Origin of the sequence: Seongchinamella unica (assembly GCF_004354085.1) — a bacterium.
Classification (GTDB): Bacteria; Pseudomonadota; Gammaproteobacteria; order Pseudomonadales; family Halieaceae; genus Halioglobus; species Halioglobus unicus.
This window is the reverse complement of sequence record NZ_SMSE01000003.1, coordinates 199,968-214,798: the sequence shown is the minus strand read 5'-3', so window position 1 is coordinate 214,798 and position 14,831 is coordinate 199,968. Positions and strand designations below refer to the sequence as shown.

General features: G+C 61.2%; 13 protein-coding genes. 8 read left to right on the top strand and 5 right to left on the bottom strand.

All coding sequences use genetic code 11. The annotated features are described in order from the left end of the window. Positions 1-37: 37 nt before the first annotated feature. The 4 genes from E2F43_RS13095 to E2F43_RS13080 all read right to left on the bottom strand — a co-directional run bounded on the left by E2F43_RS13095 (position 38) and on the right by E2F43_RS13080 (position 6,871). Positions 38-1,297 (bottom strand): ribonucleotide-diphosphate reductase subunit beta, encoded by a 1,260-nt coding sequence (locus E2F43_RS13095; RefSeq protein WP_133213396.1) that lies wholly within the window; start codon positions 1,295-1,297, stop codon positions 38-40. Positions 1,298-1,356: 59 nt separating this feature from the next. Then, positions 1,357-4,230 carry a ribonucleoside-diphosphate reductase subunit alpha gene (locus E2F43_RS13090; protein ID WP_133213394.1) on the bottom strand — a complete coding sequence of 958 codons (2,874 nt, stop codon included), beginning with the start codon at positions 4,228-4,230 and terminating at the stop codon, positions 1,357-1,359. Between the two features lie 533 nt (positions 4,231-4,763). Then, complete coding sequence (argF, locus tag E2F43_RS13085; RefSeq protein WP_133213392.1) at positions 4,764-5,678, bottom strand: ornithine carbamoyltransferase; 915 nt, start codon at positions 5,676-5,678, stop codon at positions 4,764-4,766. Positions 5,679-5,707: 29 nt separating this feature from the next. After that, positions 5,708-6,871: an aspartate aminotransferase family protein gene (locus tag E2F43_RS13080; RefSeq protein ID WP_133213390.1), complete on the bottom strand. Its 1,164-nt coding sequence runs from the start codon at positions 6,869-6,871 to the stop codon at positions 5,708-5,710. Between the two features lie 180 nt (positions 6,872-7,051). Between E2F43_RS13080 and grxD the strand changes: the two genes are divergently transcribed. Continuing rightward, on the top strand, positions 7,052-7,381 hold the full coding sequence (gene grxD / locus E2F43_RS13075; RefSeq protein ID WP_133213388.1) for a Grx4 family monothiol glutaredoxin: 330 nt from the start codon (positions 7,052-7,054) through the stop codon (positions 7,379-7,381). A 416-nt stretch (positions 7,382-7,797) separates the two neighbouring features. Here the strand turns inward: grxD and E2F43_RS13070 are convergent, their stop codons facing one another. Continuing rightward, a complete protein-coding gene (locus E2F43_RS13070) occupies positions 7,798-8,004 on the bottom strand; it encodes a bacterioferritin-associated ferredoxin (protein ID WP_133213386.1) in 207 nt (68 codons plus the stop codon). Positions 8,005-8,270: 266 nt separating this feature from the next. Here E2F43_RS13070 and E2F43_RS13065 point away from each other — a divergent pair, with 266 nt between their 5' ends. The 7 genes from E2F43_RS13065 (at position 8,271) to rodA (ending at position 14,805) form a co-directional block, all read left to right on the top strand. Beyond that, positions 8,271-8,873 (top strand): peroxiredoxin, encoded by a 603-nt coding sequence (locus E2F43_RS13065; protein WP_133213384.1) that lies wholly within the window; start codon positions 8,271-8,273, stop codon positions 8,871-8,873. Between the two features lie 152 nt (positions 8,874-9,025). Further along, positions 9,026-10,282 carry a glutamate-5-semialdehyde dehydrogenase gene (locus E2F43_RS13060; protein ID WP_133213382.1) on the top strand — a complete coding sequence of 419 codons (1,257 nt, stop codon included), beginning with the start codon at positions 9,026-9,028 and terminating at the stop codon, positions 10,280-10,282. Further along, positions 10,279-10,926: a nicotinate-nucleotide adenylyltransferase gene (gene nadD / locus E2F43_RS13055; protein ID WP_133213380.1), complete on the top strand. Its 648-nt coding sequence runs from the start codon at positions 10,279-10,281 to the stop codon at positions 10,924-10,926. The genes E2F43_RS13060 and nadD overlap by 4 nt, the downstream gene beginning before the upstream one ends. A 33-nt stretch (positions 10,927-10,959) precedes the next feature. Next, entirely contained in the window at positions 10,960-11,301 is a 342-nt protein-coding gene (gene rsfS, locus E2F43_RS13050) for a ribosome silencing factor (RefSeq protein ID WP_133213378.1), read from the top strand. Continuing rightward, positions 11,301-11,771 carry a 23S rRNA (pseudouridine(1915)-N(3))-methyltransferase RlmH gene (rlmH, locus tag E2F43_RS13045; protein WP_133213376.1) on the top strand — a complete coding sequence of 157 codons (471 nt, stop codon included), beginning with the start codon at positions 11,301-11,303 and terminating at the stop codon, positions 11,769-11,771. Before rsfS ends, rlmH begins: the two co-directional genes overlap by 1 nt. A 35-nt stretch (positions 11,772-11,806) precedes the next feature. Further along, on the top strand, positions 11,807-13,663 hold the full coding sequence (gene mrdA, locus E2F43_RS13040) for a penicillin-binding protein 2 (RefSeq protein WP_133213374.1): 1,857 nt from the start codon (positions 11,807-11,809) through the stop codon (positions 13,661-13,663). Then, positions 13,663-14,805 (top strand): rod shape-determining protein RodA, encoded by a 1,143-nt coding sequence (gene rodA, locus E2F43_RS13035; protein WP_133213372.1) that lies wholly within the window; start codon positions 13,663-13,665, stop codon positions 14,803-14,805. Before mrdA ends, rodA begins: the two co-directional genes overlap by 1 nt. The last annotated feature ends 26 nt before the right edge of the window (positions 14,806-14,831 follow it).

Below are 14,831 nucleotides of genomic sequence, written 5' to 3'. Positions count from 1 at the left end.
GCTGGTCTTGGTTTCGCTACGGACTGGTCAGTCAGTCCTAGTCCCAACTCAGTGCGCCACCCGTCTGGTATTCAATCACTCGTGTTTCGAAGAAGTTCTTCTCCTTGCGCAGGTCCATGATTTCACTCATCCACGGGAATGGGTTCTGTGCCCCCGCAAACTGCTCCGGCAAGCCCAGTTGCGACAGGCGCCGGTTGGCGATGAAGTGCAGGTACTCCTCCATAATGGCCGCATTCATGCCGAGCACCCCGCGGGGCATGGTGTCCCTGGCGTACCGGACTTCCAGTTCGGTCCCTTCCAGAATCATTTGCACCACTTCCTGCTTGAACGCTTCGGTCCACAGGCCGGGGTTCTCCAGCTTGATCTGGTTGATCACGTCGATGCCGAAGTTCAGGTGCATCGACTCGTCCCGGAGGATGTACTGGAATTGTTCTGCCACCCCGGTCATCTTGTTGCGGCGCCCCATGGAGAGAATCTGGGTAAATCCGCAGTAGAAGAAAATGCCTTCGGTGACCGCGTAGAAGCCGATCAGGTTGCGCAACAGTTCCTGGTCGGTTTCCGGGGTGCCGGTGCTAAAGGTCGGGTCCGACAGGCTGTGAGTGTGGCTAAGGCTCCAGGCTGCCTTGGCCGCGACCGACGGTACTTCCCGGTACATGTTGAAGATCTCGCCCTCGTCCATGCCCAGCGATTCGATGCAGTACTGGTAGGCGTGGGTATGGATGGCTTCCTCGAAGGCCTGGCGCAGCAGGTACTGACGGCACTCGGGGTTGGTGATGAGCCGATAGATGGCCAGTACCAGGTTATTGGCCACCAGCGAGTCGGCAGTGGAGAAGTAACCCAGTGAGCGCATCACGATGCGGCGTTCGTCCTCGCTGAGGCCATCGGCGCTCTTCCAGGTTGCCACATCGGCGGTCATGTTGATTTCCTGGGGCATCCAGTGATTGGCGCAGCCATCCAGGTACTTCTGCCAGGCCCAGTCATACTTGAAGGGCACCAGCTGGTTGAGGTCGGCGCGGCAGTTAATCATCGCCTTTTCATCGACCGACACCCGGGCGGCGCCCATTTCCAGTTCTTCCAGCCCCGGCGCCACATCGAGGTTCTGCACCGCAGCGGCCGCTTTTGCCACCGGATCGTTGGGTGTGGCAGCCGCTTCGGCAACCGGTTCGTTTTGTTTGGGTATCGCCACCGCCCCTGGTGGCGTTTCCATTTCGGCTACCAGCGACTGCGGCGCCGCCGGTTGGGACGCGGCCGTTGCGGCTGCGCTGTCTTCCTTGTGGTAGTCATCCCAACTCAACATTTATTGTTGTCCCCTGGCTTTTTGTTTCTGTTTTGGTTTGTGTCGTCATCACTGGCTGCCTACTGGCAGGCCTCGCAGTCCGGATCGTCCAGTGAGCAGGCGGCCGGCACCGGCGCGGGCGCGCCGGCCTCCGAAGACACTGCATTGAGGGCGCCGGTGGCGATGGTGGACTTCTCGGTGCCGGTGGCTGCCAGCGAGCGCAGGTAATAAGTGGTCTTCAAGCCGCTGTACCAGGCCATGCGATAGGTGATATCCAGCTTCTTGCCATTGGCATTGTTGATATACAGGTTCAGTGACTGGGCCTGGTCTATCCACTTCTGCCTGCGGCTGGCCGCTTCCACCAGCCAGCGCGGCTCGACCTCGAAGGCGGTGGCGTAAATGGCCTTGATGTCGGTCGGAATCCGGTCGATTGCCTGCACCGAGCCGTCGTAGTACTTGAGGTCGTTGACCATGACGCCATCCCACAGCCCCCGTGCCTTGAGGTCACTGACCAGGTAGGGGTTGACCACGGTGAACTCTCCCGACAGGTTCGATTTCACGTACAGGTTCTGGTAGGTGGGCTCGATCGACTGGGAAACCCCGGTGATGTTGGCAATGGTCGCCGTTGGCGCGATCGCCATCACGTTGGAGTTGCGCATACCGTTCTGCTGAACCTTGCTGCGCAGGGCGGGCCAGTCGAGACTCTGGGTCTGGTCCACCTGAATATAGTCGGTGCCACGCTCGTCGATGAGCTTCTGCAGGGAGTCGATGGGGAAAATACCCTGGCTCCACAGCGAGCCCTGGTAGGTGGAGTAGGCACCGCGCTCGGCTGCCAGCTCACTGGAGGCCTCGATCGCATAGTAGCTGATCGCTTCCATGGACTGGTCGGCAAAACTTACCGCCTGCTCGGAACCGTAGGCCAGGTGCTGCTTGTACAGGGCGTCCTGGAAGCCCATCAGGCCCAGGCCTACCGGACGGTGCAGCAGGTTGGAATTCTTTGCCTGGGGTACCGAGTAGTAGTTGATATCGATCACGTTGTCGAGCATGCGCACCGCGGTGCGTACGGTCTTGCGCAGCTTGTCCAGGTTGAGGCCGTTCTCGTCGATGTGCCGGGGCAGGTTGACGCTGCCCAGGTTGCAGACTGCGATCTCGTCCTTGCTGGTGTTGAGGGTAATCTCGGTGCACAGGTTGGAAGAGTGCACCACGCCCACGTGCTGCTGAGGCGAACGCAGGTTGCAGGGGTCCTTGAAGGTCATCCAGGGGTGACCGGTTTCGAACAGCATGCCCAGCATCTTGCGCCACAGGTTCTGGGCCTTCACGGTCTTGAACAGCTTGATCTGGCCGGCGGCGGCCATGGCCTCATATTGGGCGTAGCGTTCCTCGAAAGCCCGGCCATACAGATCGTGGAGGTCGGGTACATCACTGGGGGAGAACAGGGTCCAGTCCTCGCCGTTGAATACCCGCTTCATGAACAGGTCGGGAATCCAGTTGGCGGTATTCATGTCGTGGGTACGGCGGCGGTCGTCGCCGGTGTTCTTGCGCAGTTCGACGAATTCCTCGATATCCAGGTGCCAGGTCTCCAGGTAGGCACAGACCGCGCCCTTGCGTTTGCCACCCTGGTTGACCGCTACCGCGGTGTCGTTGACCACTTTGAGGAAGGGCACAATGCCCTGGCTTTTGCCGTTGGTGCCCTTGATGTAGGCGCCGAGGGCGCGTACCTGGGTCCAGTCGTTGCCCAGTCCGCCGGCAAACTTCGACAGCATGGCGTTGTCCTGGATGGCGCCGTAAATGCCGTGCAGGTCGTCCGGTACCGTGGTCAGGTAGCAGGAAGACAGCTGCGGGCGCAGGGTGCCGGCGTTGAACAGGGTGGGGGTGGAGCTCATGTAATCGAAAGACGACAGCAACTGGTAGAACTCGATAGCGCGCTGGTTTTTCTGGGGCTCTTCTACCGCCAGTCCCATGGCGACACGCATAAAGAAGATTTGCGGCAGCTCGAACCGGGTTTCCTCGGAGTGGATAAAATAGCGGTCGTACAGGGTTTGCAGGCCCAGGTAGGTAAACTGCAGGTCGCGTTCGGGCAGCAGTGCACGACCCAGCATGTCCAGGTCGTAACCCGCCAGTTCCGGCGACAGCAGTTCCAGCTCGATGCCGCGGGCGATATAGGCGGGCAGGGCGCGGGCGTAGAGCTGTGTCATGTCGGACTGGGTCGCGTTGTCGGCCACCTGCAGAAACGACAGGGCCTCGGCGCGCAGGTTGTCGCACAGCAGGCGCGCAGCCACGTAGGAGTAGTTAGGCTCCTGTTCGATCATGGTGCGGGCGGTGATCACCAGCGAGGTGGCCAGTTCCCTGGCGGTGACGCCGTCGTAGAGGTTCTTCAGCGCCTCGTCGAGAATTTCCGATTCGCTGACATCCGCAAGTTCGGCGCAGGCTTCGCTGACCACGGTGTGCAGGCGATCCAGGTCCAGGGGCAGGCGGCTGCCGTCGGGCTGGATGACGTTGATGGCGTTTGCGGCGTCCTGGGTTTTCTGTGAGAGGGATGCCTTGGCGGCCCGCTTGCGGGACTGTTCTTCGCGGTAGATAACGTAGTCGCGGGCGATCTTGTGCTCGCCGGCGCGCATCAGCGACAGTTCGACCTGGTCCTGGATATCCTCGATATGGATGGTGCCGCCGGAAGGCATGCGTCGCTGGAAGGTGGCGGTAACCTGGTCGGTCAGTTTGGCCACGGTTTCATGAATCCGGCTGGATGCCGCAGCGGTGCCACCTTCCACGGCCAGGAAGGCCTTGGTGATGGCGACGGAAATCTTGCTGCCTTCAAAGGGCACCACGGTGCCGTTGCGCTTGATGACGCGCAGCTGCCCCGGGGCCGTGGCGGCGATGCCAACGCTGGTGGTGGCGTCCTGGCCCACGGGTGTATTGACGGCAGGGGTGCCGTTTGGGTTGGTGTCAGTTTGCATGCTGTCTCCGAAAAGTCTGGCTTGACGCTTTATTGTTGTGCTTCACGCTGTCGCTCTGTACTCAGGTCGGACTGGATCCGGGTACCGGTCGGCCCCCTGGTCCAGCCCGATCCAGATGTGATCTCCTGTTCTGGCCAGCGGTCTGTTTCCTTGGTCCCATAACTGTGCAGTTGAGTAACGCCGGCGTTACAACCTGATGCAGTCTGGTTGTTTTTTGATCGCCGCATCCCCTATATATTGGGGTTTGACGCTGTAATACATACAAGATAATGCGGAGTTGGTGGCTTTGCAAGGCACCAGGCTGGGTTTATTCTGTGGATAACTTGTTGATAGGAGGATAGGTCGGTGCCCACTATCGGTATAGCCCAGCAAGGCCGCCGTGCGGGCAGTTGAGTAGGGGCGTAACGAATAATTTTTCATATAACACAGGGGTTTATATGCCCCACAGTTATTTGAGTGGCGGCCAGCTCAGGAAGGGGGCGGGCGACGGCCCGCCAGCCCCGGCATCCGGCCCTGGTTATGCACAACAGGGCCTAGCGATTGGCCAGCAGCAGGGTTTCCATCAGGGCTTTCTGGGCGTGCAGCCGGTTCTCCGCCTCGTCCCAGATCACGGTGTCGGCGGCGTCCATCAGTTCGGCGCTGATCTCTTCACCCCGGTGGGCGGGCAGGCAGTGCATGTAGAGTGCGTCGGAGGCCGCGTGGCTCATCAGCTCGCCATTGACCTGGTAGCCACTAAAGGCCGTTTCGCGGGCTTTTTGCTCCGCTTCCTGGCCCATGGAAGCCCAGACATCGGTAACCACCAGGTTGGCGTCCCGGGCCGCTGCCAGTGGATCGCGGACGATGCTTACCCGATCGCGATTGGCCTCCAGCAGGTGCGCGGAGGGTTCGTAGCCCTCGGGGCAGGCAATGCGCAACTCGAAATCGAACTGGCGGGCCGCGTTGATATAGCTTTGGGCCATGTTGTTGCCATCTCCCACCCAGGTCACGACCTTGCCGGCGATGCTGCCGCGATGCTCGACGTAGGTCTGCATGTCAGCCAGCAACTGGCAGGGGTGATAGTCGTCGGTGAGGGCATTGATGACCGGTACCGACGAGTGGGCTGCGAAGGTTTCTACGACATCGTGACCGAAGGTGCGGATCATTACGATGTCGACCATGGAGGAAATGACTCTGGCACTATCCTCGATGGGCTCGCCACGCCCCAACTGGGTGTCGTTGGGCGACAGGAACATGGCGTGCCCGCCCAGCTGGGCCATGCCCGCTTCGAATGAAACCCGGGTGCGGGTGGAAGACTTGGCGAAAATCATGCCCAGCACCTGCCCCGGAAAGCGTCGCTGGTCAGCCCCCGCCCGGTGTTCCCGTTTCATTTCTATGGCCCTGGCGATCATTGTGTCCAGCTCTTCGGGGCTGAAGTCCAATAGGGTCAGAAAATGCCTGGTAGCGGCCATGTCTATCTCCCATGAAAGTGGTGGCGGGGCTAGAGGCCCCGAATCAGCTCGGCGACGCCCTCGGCCAGCTCGGTGGCCTGGGTCTCGTTGATCACCAGTGGCGGCAGCAGGCGAATGGTGTTGCCGGCGGTGACATTGATCAGCAGCCCGTTGTCCAGCGCGCGCTGGACCAGTTCCGGGCAGTCCCGGTCCAGCTGGAAGCCGAGCATCAGACCCTTGCCGCGGGTCTCGACCAGGCGCCCGGTGGCGCCCGCCTGCTCCTCGATGATTCCGCGGATCAAGCCGCCCATGCGCCTCACGTGGCTGAGCAAGTCCTCCCCCTCTATGGCGTCGAGAACTGCCAGGGCGGCAGCACAGACCAGCGGATTGCCGCCATAGGTGGAGCCATGGTGTCCGGGGCCGAAGATGTTTGCAGCCTCACCCCTGGCCATGCACGCGCCGATGGGTACTCCGTTACCCAGGCCCTTGGCTGTGGTGATTACATCGGGCACAAAGCCCATGTCCTGGTAGGCGAACCAGTTTCCGGTGCGGCCATTACCGGTCTGTACCTCATCCAGCATCATCAACCAGCCCTGCTCGTCGCAGATCTGGCGCACCGCCTGCAGGTAATCGAGGTCAAGTTCATTGACTCCGCCCTCGCCCTGGATGGGTTCAGCCAGGAAGGCGACCACGTCCGGGTTGTTGGTCGCAATGTGGCGGATCGCCTCGATGTCGTTGACGGGAGCGCGTACAAAGCCACTGACCAGGGGCTCGAAGCCCGCCTGGATCTTGCGGTTGCCGGTGGCGCTGAGGGTGGCCAGGGTGCGGCCATGAAAAGCACCTTCCAGGACGATAATCGCCGGCTTTTCCACGCCCCGGTTATGACCGTGCAGGCGGGCGATCTTGATCGCCGCCTCATTGGCCTCGGCGCCGGAATTGCCAAAAAAGCATTTCTCCATTCCGGCGACGCCGGCCAGACGCTCGGCGAGCTGTTCCTGGGGGCCGATGCCATACAGGTTGGACGCGTGTACCAGTTTGTCTGCCTGGGCGCGTATGGCGGCGGTGACGCCGGGATGGGCATGGCCGAGGCCGTTGACCGCAATGCCGGACAGCCCGTCCAGGTAACGTCGGCCGTCGGTATCGAAGAGGTAGACGCCCTCCCCGTGACTGAAGGTGACTGGTAACCTGGCGTAAGTGGGCATCAGGGCCGACATTTTTCATTCTCCTTATAAACGCAAAAAGGCAGCTGGAGCTGCCTCGGGACCGGCAACTATAGACCGCTGTCGGGATTATGTAAATCACCTGTAAACCCCGTGGGTATTTTGCGGTCAGAATAGGGTAGAATGCGCGCCATGAGACCGGGGCCCGCGCCCCTCGATGAAACAGGATTTGGCATGGATATTATTGACACAATCAAAGAGCAGATAGAGAGCAACCCCATTCTTCTTTACATGAAGGGCTCGCCCAACCAGCCCCAGTGCGGCTTTTCCGCCCGCACCGTGCAGGCACTGATGCAGTGCGGCGAACGCTTCGCCTACGTGGATATCCTTTCCAACCCGGAGATCCGCGCCAACCTGCCCAAGTATGCCAACTGGCCGACCTTTCCCCAGCTGTGGGTTGACGGTGAGCTGATCGGTGGCTGCGATATCGTCACTGAGATGGCAGAGTCGGGTGAACTGCAGACCCTGATCAAGGAGACGGCTGCGGCGCAGGCTGCGGAATAAGCTCCACTTTATCCTGGGTGCACTGTCATTGAGCACCCTTTTTGTGCTCGGACTTGGCGTGCGTTACCCGCCGCACTGGCGGCGTGGCAGGTGTTTCCCGGGTACGCCAAAGAGCGCACGTCCCTGTGCAGGCTCGACGGCTGCCGTCCCTGGCAGCCGACGCCCCGGGAAGCACCTGCCACACCCCCAAAGCTCAAAAAGCCCTCGGACCTATCAGCTTGTCACTATCAGCACAGGCGGCCGGATATATCCCTGGCAGACCGTCTGCGCCCACGGACGGGCGCAGCCGAGCCTGCACAGGGACGTGCGTTTTTTGGCGTGTCTGTCAGGGATATATCCGGCCGCCTGTGCGTCGGGTAACGAAAGATTCAGAAGGAAACAATGAAATTGGTGAAGTGGGCTGCAGCCCACAATGCTCAGGAAACCGCGTAAAACAGCTGTTCGTCCGCCTCGGCGAGATCGTTGAGGGATTCGCGGACGATGTCCCGGGCCATGATGCCGCATTTACCGCACTGGCTGGCCACCCCGAGGGAGGCGTGAACCTCGCGCAAGGAACTGGCCCCTTCCTGCACCGCGGCGCGGATCTGGGTGTCGGTGATTCCTTTACAAAGACATACGTACATGGCGGTAGATGGGAGTTCTGTTTCGTTGGTATTAAAGCTAATGCAAACGAGAATGATTGTCAACAAGGTTAACCGGTCGAAATGGCACTTTTTGACCGTCCCGTAGCGGGCGGGTCCGCGGGCGGCGCAGGCGCTGATAGCCAGACGCTATGCGGTCGATGGCGACAATCAAATTGGCTCGCTGCCCGCGCCTGTGTATCATGCCCTGCCGAGCGTGGGATAGCGCTCCCACAACACCTGTGACTCAATAAATGGAGTAAGACCTTATGGGCGTATTAGTTGGAAAACCTGCACCTGATTTCGACGTGGCAGCGGTACTGGGTACCGGCGAGATCGTCGATTCCTACAAGCGTTCCGAGGCCATGGCTGGCAAGTACGGCCTGATATTTTTCTATCCGCTGGACTTCACCTTTGTTTGCCCCTCGGAACTGATTGCTCTGGATCACCGGATGGACAAGTTCCGTGAACTCGGCGTGGAAGTGGTCGCTGTATCCATCGATTCCCAGTTCACCCACAACGCATGGCGTAATACCGAGGTCGCCGCCGGCGGTATTGGCCAGGTGTCCTACACGATGGCTGCCGACGTGGCTCACGACATCTGTCGCGCCTATGACGTGGAAGCCGAGGGCGGTGTAGCCTTCCGCGGCGCGTTCCTGATTGACAAGGAAGGCGTGGTGCGTTCCCAACTGGTCAATGACCTGCCGCTGGGACGGAACATCGACGAGCTGATTCGCCTGGTAGAGGCCCTGCAGTTCCACGAGGAGCACGGCGAAGTGTGCCCCGCGGGCTGGAACAAGGGCGACAAGGGCATGGACGCTTCTCCGGACGGCGTTGCAGCCTACCTGTCCGAGAACGCCGAAGGCCTGTAATACCGGCGCAGGACGGATCGAACAACGCGGGCCACGGCCCGCGTTTTTTTGTGTCAACACGGGGTGGCACTCCGGCGGTGGCGCGGGTGGGGATGCGCGCCGGGTTCGGGTATACTTCCCGGCCCTTTTTCCAAAAGCAAAGATTGTCGAGAATGGACGTAGAGCAGTACATGGAGGAGTTGGGTCGCCGGGCTCGCGCGGCTTCGCGGGAGGTCGCGGCGTCCTCCACCCGTGCCCGCAACGATGCCCTGCTGGCGGCTCGCGATGCCCTTGACGGCGCGCGTGCCGAACTGGCAGCGGCTAACACGGCGGACCTCGAGCGAGGCGCCGCCAACGGCCTTGATGCCCCGCTGATGGATCGTCTGGAACTGACCGAAGCGCGCATCGATACCATGCTGGAGGGCCTGACCCAGGTCGCGTCCCTGCCCGACCCGGTGGGCAGTATTTTCGATATGAATACCATGCCCAGCGGCATCCAGGTGGGGCGAATGCGTGTCCCGCTGGGTGTCATCGGCATTATTTACGAGTCGCGGCCCAACGTGACTGTGGAAGCGGCAAGCCTGTGTCTCAAATCCGGTAACGCCACCATTCTGCGTGGCGGCAGTGAAGCGTTGGACTCCAATATGGCGATCGCCCGCTGCCTCAACCAGGGACTGGAGCAGGCCGGCCTGCCGGCGGCGGCAGTACAGGTGGTTGAGACTCGCGACAGGGCCGCCGTAGGCCGCCTGATTACCATGCCGGAATATGTTGACGTGATTGTGCCTCGCGGTGGCAAGGGGTTGATCGAGCGGATCAGCAACGACGCCCGGGTGCCGGTGATCAAGCATCTGGACGGCACCTGCCACGTGTATATCGACGAGGGTGCCGACGAGGATATGGCCGAGGCCATTGCGATCAATGCCAAAACCCAGCGCTACGGGACCTGCAACACCATGGAGACGCTGCTGGTGCACGAGGCCATGGCGGCAGCCATGCTGCCGCGCCTGTTTCGCGCTTACCAGGCCGCCGGTGTGGAACTGCGCGGTTGCGAGCGCACCCGGGCCATTCTGCCGGCGGCCACCGCGGCGTCAGAACAGGACTGGTACGAGGAATATCTCGGCCCGATTCTTGCGGTGCGAGTGGTCGATGACCTGGAGGCGGCCATGGATCACATCGATCGCTACAGTTCCCGGCATACCGAGAGCATCGTGACGCGTGATCACGGACGGGCGATGCGCTTCCTGAGGGAAGTGGATTCGAGTTCGGTGATGGTCAACGCGTCTACCCGCTTTGCCGATGGTTTCGAGTACGGCCTGGGCGCTGAAATCGGTATCTCTACCGATAAGTTGCACGCCCGTGGCCCGGTCGGCCTGGAAGGGCTGACATCCGTCAAATACGTGGTGCTCGGTGAGGGGCAGGTTCGCTCTTGAATGAGTCCCTGACCCCGGTGGGGGTGTTCGGCGGGACATTCAACCCGGTGCATTACGGCCACCTTCGCTCTGCCCTGGAACTCTGTGAGCTGCTGGGGCTGGATCACCTCGCGCTGATGCCATGTGCCCAGCCTCCTCACCGGGAAGCACCGGACTGCAGCGCCGAACAACGTGCGGCAATGGTGGAACTGGCGGTGCGGGATGAGCCGCGGCTGCGTTGCGACAGGCGCGAGCTGGCCCGCGAGGGTCTCTCCTACACGGTACTCAGCCTGGAAGAACTGCGCAGTGAACTGGGCCCGGGGTGCAGTCTGTCCCTGGTGTTGGGCTGTGACGCATTGCTGAAAATTGACAGCTGGTTTCGCTGGCAGGAGCTGCTGGAACTGGCCCATATCGTGGTGATCGCTCGCCCCGGCTGGCATTTTCCCGCCACTGGCCCCGTTGCCGATTGGCTGGCCGCACACCGCACCGACGACCGGGCTGTGCTGCGGCATCGCACCCATGGACATATACTGGTGGAAGAACTGCGCCCGCTGGCGATCTCTTCTACCGAGATTCGCGACCTGCTGCGGGCAGGTCGATCCCCCCGATACCTGCTACCGGCACCGGTATTGGACTATATTGAACAAGGACAACTTTACCGATGAGGAATGGCACACCGATGAACAGCCATCAGCGCGATGCAAGCTGAACAGTTAAAAGCACTGGTCGTAGACGCCCTGGACGATCTCAAGGCAGTCAACACCGTGACCCTGGATGTCACCGGCCTCACTGACGTGATGGACTACCTGGTGATTGCCAGCGGTACGTCCAACCGGCATGTGAAGTCACTGGCTGACAATGTCTGTATGGAGGCCAAGAAGCAGGGGCAGCGAGCCCTCGGCGTGGAGGGTGAAGACGCTGGCGAGTGGGTGCTGGTGGACTTCGGCGACGTGGTTGTTCACGTTATGCTTCCCGCCACTCGCGACTTTTACGATCTGGAGCGTCTGTGGACGGAGCATCCCAAACCTGACGTCGATTGATGCGCATCAGCATCGTCACCATCGGCACAAAAATGCCCGCCTGGGTCAGCCAGGGCGTGGCAGAGTACAGTAAACGCATGCCGAGAGAGCTGCGGATAGAGTGGAAGGAACTGCCCCTCGCCGCCCGTGGCAAGGGTAGCAGCGCCAGCCAGCTGAAAGAAAAAGAGGGGGAGCAAATCCTCAAGAGCATTCCTGCCGGTGACCGGGTGATCGCCCTGGATGTTCGCGGTAAAGCGATTTCCACAGAGGTCCTGGCCCGCCAGCTGGCTGACTGGCAGATGTCCGGCGACAACTACAGTCTGCTGATCGGCGGTCCCGACGGACTCTCGCAGGCCTGCCTGGACAGGGCCGAGCGGCGCTGGTCGCTTTCCGCACTCACACTGCCGCACCCGCTGGTAAGGATTTTATTGGCCGAACAGCTGTATCGGGCTTGGACAATCACTGTCAATCACCCGTATCATCGCGAGTAGAAATTCTCATCCCATAATCCAGGCCAAGCGGTTACATGCCACAGCACATCGCCCTGAAGGATCCTCACCGGGAGTCCCGGATTTACAGTGCGAGAACCGTGGCCGCCGTACTCATCGTACTGGCGATGCTTGGCATCATCCTGGCTCGTTATCACACCCTGCAGATCACCGAGTATGAGGTCTATCGCACCCAGTCGGACAGCAACAGGGTCAAGCTGGAGCCGCTGCCACCCAAGCGCGGCCTGATCTATGACCGTAACGGCGTGCTGCTGGCGGACAACCGGCCCAGCTTCAGCCTGTCGGTGATCAAGGAGCGGGTGCCGGACCTGAATGCCACCCTGGCCGAATTGCAGGCGCTGGTGCCAGTCTCCGAATCCCACCTGGAGAAGTTTCACGAGCGGCTGAAACGCCGGCGGCCCTATGAGGCGGTTCCCTTGCGCTTTCGGCTGACTGAGGAAGAGCGGGCGGTGTTGGCGGTAAACCGCTATCGCCTGCCCGGGGTGGTGGTGGAGGCCCAATTGCTGCGGCACTATCCCCACGGTGAGCTGTTTTCCCACGCCCTGGGGTATGTGGGCCGCATCAATGAGCGGGAGACCTTCGAACTGGATGAAACCGACTACCGCGGCACCTTTCATATCGGCAAGGTCGGAGTGGAAAAGTATTACGAAGACAGCCTGCACGGCTCGGTGGGCTACCAGAATGTTGAAACCAATGCCCACGGCCGGGTGTTGCGGGTTCTGGAGCGTCACCCACCAACCCCGGGGGATGACCTCACGTTGCATCTGGACATCGATGTGCAGAAGGCCGCCTACGAGGCCCTTGGAGACCGGCGTGGGGCGGTGGTGGCGATCGATCCGGTAACCGGCGGGGTGCTGGCGCTGGTGTCGACGCCGGGCTTTGACAGCAACCTGTTCGTCAATGGCATCAGCACCCGGGATTACAGCGCCCTGCGCGACTCCCCGGATGTGCCGCTCTTTAACAGGGCGATCCAGGGCCAGTATCCGCCGGGTTCGACCATTAAACCGATGATGGGCATAGCAGGCCTGGAGTCGGGCCTGGTTACGCCCGAGACCACGGTGCCTGATCCCGGCTGGTATCGCCTGCCCGGCGATTCCCACCGCTATCGCGACTGGATTCTGCGTATACGGGGGACCGGGCACGCGCCGGAGGTGGCCCTGAAAATGGCGATCGCCGAGTCCTGCGACACCTATTTCTATGACCTGGGCAGACGCCTGACCATAGACCGCATGGCCGAATACCTGGCACCCTTTGGCCTGGGCGATCGAACCGGCGTGGATACCACCAACGAGCGCCGTGGGGTGTTGCCATCAACCAGCTGGAAACGGGATGCACTTAATCAGCCCTGGTATCCGGGGGAAACCATCAGCGCCAGCATTGGCCAGGGGTATATGCTGACGACGCCGCTGCAACTGGCGGCGGCGACCAGCGTGCTCGCCAGTCGTGGAGAACGACGGATTCCGCGCCTGGTGCAGGCGGTTAATGGCGAGCCGGTGCCTGCGCCGGAGCTGGAGCCAATGCTGGCCAGCGAGGCAAACTGGAATGCGGTGTACGAAGGTATGCTGGAGGTGGTCCATGGTAAGCGGGGCACGGCCAAGGCCCTGGCCGAAGGCATCCGCTACCAGATGGCCGGCAAGACCGGTACCGCCCAGGTGATTGGTATTGCCCAGAATGCGGTTTACAAGGAAGATGAGGTGGATGAACGGCATCGCCACCACGGCCTGTTTATCGCCTTCGCTCCCGCCGAGGCACCGACGATTGCCGTTGCTATCATTGTGGAAAACGGCGGTGGCAGTTCCGCCGCCTCTCCGATTGCCCGTCGTGTCATCGATACGTGGTTATTGGGCAGCAGCGATTTCAGGGACCCCGCCTGATGGGCGATTATGTTCGCCAGATGCCCCACCAGGGCAGTGCCGACCTGGCCAGGCCGCCAAGCGCCGCAACCCGCATGCACATCGATATTCCGCTGCTGCTGCTGTTGCTGGCGCTCACGGCCTATGGCCTGTTCGTGTTGTACAGCGCCTCGGGTCAAAGCATGGGGGCGGTTATCCGCCAGGGGCGCTACTTTGTCGTTGGCTACCTGGTAATGATCCTCGGTGCGCAGATAAGCCTGCAGCGCTATACCCGTTGGGCGCCCTGGTTATACCTTATTGGTGTGGCCTCGCTGGTGGCGGTGATGTTGGTTGGCGTGGGCGCGAAAGGCGCACAGCGCTGGCTGCAGGTGGGCGGCTTCCGTTTCCAGCCCTCGGAAATCATGAAGCTGGTAGTCCCCATGGCGGTGGCCTGGTACCTGGCGGAGCGTATTCTGCCGCCGCGGTTCAAATACGTCATGGTGTCGCTGGGCCTGGTGGCAATCCCGGCCGGGTTGATCCTGCAGCAGCCGGATCTCGGTACATCCCTGCTGATTGCCGCCAGCGGCCTGTTTGTCCTGTTCATGGCAGGAATTGGCTGGCGCTACATTTTTGGCGCTGTGTTGCTGGGTATCGCATCGGCCTGGCCGGCGTGGATGTTCGTCCTCAAGGACTACCAGAAACAGCGTATTCTCACCATGCTTAACCCCGAGAGCGATAAACTGGGCGCGGGCTGGAACATCATCCAGTCCAAGACGGCGATTGGTTCCGGTGGCTGGGATGGCAAGGGTTGGCTATCCGGTACCCAGTCGCAGCTGGATTTCCTGCCGGAAAGTCACACCGATTTCATCATCGCCGTGCTGGCGGAGGAATTCGGCCTGCGTGGAGTACTGGTGTTACTGGCACTGTACCTGCTGATTCTGCTGCGCGGTTTCTGGATCGGGGTTCAGGCCCAGAGCAGTTTCGGGCGAATGATGGCGGGTAGCCTCACCCTGACTTTTTTCGTCTATATCTTTGTTAATATGGGAATGGTGGCGGGACTGCTTCCTGTCGTCGGTGTGCCCCTGCCGCTGGTCAGTGCCGGCGGAACGTCCGTGGTCACTCTCATGGCCGGTTTTGGCATACTGATGGCGGTCAGCACTGAAAAACGTATGGTGGTCCGTTGATGCCGTTCCCCCACTATCTGAAAGAG

Bases quoted from the DNA above. Each gene is read 5' to 3' on its own strand.
- E2F43_RS13095 (WP_133213396.1), bottom strand. From the start codon at position 1,297: ATGTTGAGTTGGGATGACTACCACAAGGAAGACAGCGCAGCCGCAACG.
- E2F43_RS13090 (WP_133213394.1), bottom strand. From the start codon at position 4,230: ATGCAAACTGACACCAACCCAAACGGCACCCCTGCCGTCAATACACCC.
- argF (WP_133213392.1), bottom strand. From the start codon at position 5,678: ATGGCCGCTACCAGGCATTTTCTGACCCTATTGGACTTCAGCCCCGAA.
- E2F43_RS13080 (WP_133213390.1), bottom strand. From the start codon at position 6,871: ATGTCGGCCCTGATGCCCACTTACGCCAGGTTACCAGTCACCTTCAGT.
- grxD (WP_133213388.1), top strand. From the start codon at position 7,052: ATGGATATTATTGACACAATCAAAGAGCAGATAGAGAGCAACCCCATT.
- E2F43_RS13070 (WP_133213386.1), bottom strand. From the start codon at position 8,004: ATGTACGTATGTCTTTGTAAAGGAATCACCGACACCCAGATCCGCGCC.
- E2F43_RS13065 (WP_133213384.1), top strand. From the start codon at position 8,271: ATGGGCGTATTAGTTGGAAAACCTGCACCTGATTTCGACGTGGCAGCG.
- E2F43_RS13060 (WP_133213382.1), top strand. From the start codon at position 9,026: ATGGACGTAGAGCAGTACATGGAGGAGTTGGGTCGCCGGGCTCGCGCG.
- rsfS (WP_133213378.1), top strand. From the start codon at position 10,960: ATGCAAGCTGAACAGTTAAAAGCACTGGTCGTAGACGCCCTGGACGAT.
- rlmH (WP_133213376.1), top strand. From the start codon at position 11,301: ATGCGCATCAGCATCGTCACCATCGGCACAAAAATGCCCGCCTGGGTC.
- mrdA (WP_133213374.1), top strand. From the start codon at position 11,807: ATGCCACAGCACATCGCCCTGAAGGATCCTCACCGGGAGTCCCGGATT.
- rodA (WP_133213372.1), top strand. From the start codon at position 13,663: ATGGGCGATTATGTTCGCCAGATGCCCCACCAGGGCAGTGCCGACCTG.